Here is a 2,779-nt window from a genome sequence, read left to right on the forward strand (position 1 = left end):
GGCACAGGGCGGCGAAGGCGGCGGCCTTGCGGCGTGCGGGCATGGGGGATCTCCTCGGAACCGGTGCTGATGTGTGCCGGAACCAAGAAACCCCGGAAACGCCTGCCGGGGACCACCGTCGGCGATCTTTAGGGTCCCCTTAAGGGCCTGCTGAGACAGGCATCAGGTAGCTACCGTGCACGGCATGACCAGCGACGAGATCCGGCCCGCGACACAGGCCGACGTACCGGCCGTGAAAACCGTGACCGATGCCGCGTTCCGGCACTACATCGAGCGCATCGGTGTCGTGCCGCAGCCCATGGAGGCGGACCACGCGGCGAACGTGACCGCGGGGAAGGTGTTCGTCACGGGCGATCCCGTCATCGGCCTGGTGGTGGTCGAGGAGTTCAGGGGCCACGAGGCGGACGGGGCGGACCGGGGCACGGGCCATCTGCTGCTCGACAGCATCGCCGTGCACCCCGACGCCCATGGCACGGGCGTGGGGCGGCGGTTGCTGCACTTCGTCGACGCACGCGCGCGGGCGCTCGGCCTGCCCGAGGTCAGGCTCTGCACGAACGCGCTGATGTGGGAGAACCAGCGGATCTACCCCAGATACGGCTACGAGGTCGTGGAACGCCGGGTCGACGGACCGTACGACCGCGTCCACTACCGCAAACGGCTCGACTGATCCGGGCCGTGGGCGGGCCTCACCCGTCGGGCCACCAGGTGCGTGCGATGTCCTTGCGCACCTCGGGCCGTCCGGCGGGACGCTCGTCGGTCTCTTCACGGATCCTGCGGGATTCCGTCTTCTTCAGGGGCTTCTGCACGGTCGTACGGCGCATGGCTGCCTCCTTCAGGGTCCACCGAGTTCCGCGTTCTCACGGAGGTAGACCCGTTCAGGGAGAGTTCCTCATCGCCACCCGTTCTGTCAGTGGTGGCTGTCACGATTCGGTTGTCAGTGGTGGGTGTCACTCTTGAGGGATGACAAACCACAGTGACGGATCAACTCCGGCGCGTGTCGACTGGGACGCGGAGGCCGCCGCGTTCGACGAGGAGCCGGACCACGGACTGCGCGATCCCGACGTGCGCGCCGCCTGGGCGGACCGGCTGCGCGACTGGCTTGCGGACCGGCCCGGCGACCTGCTCGACCTGGGCTGCGGCACCGGCAGCCTGTCGCTCCTCGCCGCCGAGCGCGGACACCGCGTCACCGGCGTCGACCTGTCCCCGGCGATGGTCGAACAGGCCCGCACCAAACTCGCCGGACGCGACGCCGTGTTCCTCGTCGGTGACGCGGCGGCACCTCCGGTAGGGGAGGAGCGCTTCGACACCGTGCTCGTACGGCATGTGCTGTGGACCCTGCCCGACCCCGGCCGCGCCCTGCGGCACTGGCGCGACCTGCTGCGCCCCGGAGGCCGGCTCGTGCTGGTCGAGGGCGTCTGGGGCACCGTCAGCCCCGTCGGCATACCGGCGGACCGGCTCACGGCCCTCCTGGCCCCGCTCGCCGGGCACACGCGCGTGGAGCGGCTGTCCGACGACCCGCGGCTGTGGGGGAGAGCGGTCGAGGACGAGCGCTACGCGGTGGTGGCCACGGTCTGACAGGCCCTAGCCGGCCAGCTCCTCGAAGCGGTCGCCGCGGGCCAGCACCTCCAGCTCGTCGAGCGCAGTCACCGCGGCGGCAGCCGCCTCCGGGTCCCGCTCGGCCAGCCCGCTCTCCGCGAACTCGTCCTCGTCCAGCCGCCGTACGTCGCCGCCGTCGGCGGAGCGCCACAGGTCCAGGTCGAGATCCTCGACGACCAGCTCGCCGCCGGTGAGCGTGGCCGGGCGGGTGATGTCGCAGTACCAGCCCTTCAGCGCGCCCGAGGCCGCCCTGACCTCCTTCACGGAGTACCAGCGGTCGCGCCAGTAGTACTCCGTGAAGACGTCACCCGGCTCGAACCGCACGAAGCCGAAGTCCCGTACGCCCTCTCCCGCCCAGGGGGCCCGGACGGCGATCCGGGTGCCGTCGTCGGCGAGCAGCTCGGCCGGGTAGCGGATCTTCGTACGGCCGCCCTTGACGAGGACGACGTCCACGAGCCGGGCGGGGTCAGTGGAGTTCACGGGCATAGCGCACCTCTGTCGCACAGATCTCGTAGCCGAACCACTTGTTGACGGCGAGCATCGGGCCGTTGCCCGTGTCGTTGCCGGTGAACGCCTCCCGGTAGCCCGCGGCGCGGGCGCGGTGCAGCGAGGTGTTCTTGGCGAGCTTGGCCAGGCCCCGGCCGCGGTGGGCGCGGGCCGTGCCGGTCATGCCGGTGGCGTAGCGGGACGCGCCGTCCGTGCGGGCCGCGGTGAAGGCGGCGGGACGGCCGTCGACCAGGGCGACCGTGGTCAGACCGAGGTCGAGCAGCGGATGCCGCCAGGTCTCCTCCAGCCACGCCTCGTAGTCGGTGAACTCGGCGTCGATGTCGCCGGGTTCGTCCGCGGTCACCTCCGCGTCCAGCGTGAACAACGGGCGGGGGTCGTCGGCGAAGTCGGCGGCGGTGCGCAGTTCGACGCCGGGCGGCAGGTCCTGGAGCGGCGGCAGGGTGCCGTTCGCCAGGTCCAGGCGGAGGAAGTGCGCGGAGCGGCTCGCCCGGTAGCCGCGCCGTTCGGCGAAGCCCCGGTTGTCCGGCTCGTCCAGCACCCAGGCCAGCACCCGTGACGCCCCGTGGCCGGCCAGGTGCTTTCTCAACGTGTACGTGGACCCCGAGCGCCCGCGCCGGGGGACCGGAACGCTGCTGGCCCGCGTGGGCGAGGAGCACCTGGCCGGCCACGGGGCGTC

Annotated in this window: 5 protein-coding genes; 2 read left to right on the forward strand and 3 right to left on the reverse strand. The window is 71.9% G+C overall.

Annotation, left to right across the window (positions count from 1 at the left end; genetic code table 11):
• The first annotated feature begins 184 nt into the window (after positions 1-184).
• Entirely contained in the window at positions 185-667 is a 483-nt protein-coding gene (locus tag BZL64_RS32795) for a GNAT family N-acetyltransferase (RefSeq protein ID WP_086772753.1), read from the forward strand.
• 19 nt (positions 668-686) lie between these two features.
• On the opposite strand, the gene BZL64_RS41980 is transcribed toward BZL64_RS32795, so the two are convergent.
• Positions 687-821: a hypothetical protein gene (locus BZL64_RS41980; protein WP_086772750.1), complete on the reverse strand. Its 135-nt coding sequence runs from the start codon at positions 819-821 to the stop codon at positions 687-689.
• A gap of 139 nt (positions 822-960) precedes the next feature.
• Between BZL64_RS41980 and BZL64_RS32805 the strand changes: the two genes are divergently transcribed.
• Complete coding sequence (locus BZL64_RS32805; RefSeq protein WP_086772751.1) at positions 961-1,575, forward strand: class I SAM-dependent methyltransferase; 615 nt, start codon at positions 961-963, stop codon at positions 1,573-1,575.
• Between the two features lie 6 nt (positions 1,576-1,581).
• Here the strand turns inward: BZL64_RS32805 and BZL64_RS32810 are convergent, their stop codons facing one another.
• Positions 1,582-2,082, reverse strand: a complete 501-nt coding sequence (locus BZL64_RS32810; protein WP_086772752.1) for a ribonuclease FAU-1 family protein — start codon at positions 2,080-2,082, stop codon at positions 1,582-1,584.
• Positions 2,063-2,779, reverse strand: a 717-nt coding sequence (locus BZL64_RS32815) for a GNAT family N-acetyltransferase (RefSeq protein ID WP_244205639.1), incomplete at its 5' end; no start/stop codon positions are given. The genes BZL64_RS32815 and BZL64_RS32810, both read right to left, overlap by 20 nt.

It is taken from the genome of Streptomyces bobili (genome assembly GCF_002154575.1).
Lineage (GTDB): Bacteria > Actinomycetota > Actinomycetes > Streptomycetales > Streptomycetaceae > Streptomyces > Streptomyces bobili.

Excerpts from the sequence above, each read along its gene's own strand:
- BZL64_RS41980 (WP_086772750.1), bottom strand. The coding sequence starts at position 821 with ATGCGCCGTACGACCGTGCAGAAGCCCCTGAAGAAGACGGAATCCCGC.
- BZL64_RS32810 (WP_086772752.1), bottom strand. The coding sequence starts at position 2,082 with ATGCCCGTGAACTCCACTGACCCCGCCCGGCTCGTGGACGTCGTCCTC.
- BZL64_RS32805 (WP_086772751.1), top strand. The coding sequence starts at position 961 with ATGACAAACCACAGTGACGGATCAACTCCGGCGCGTGTCGACTGGGAC.
- BZL64_RS32795 (WP_086772753.1), top strand. The coding sequence starts at position 185 with ATGACCAGCGACGAGATCCGGCCCGCGACACAGGCCGACGTACCGGCC.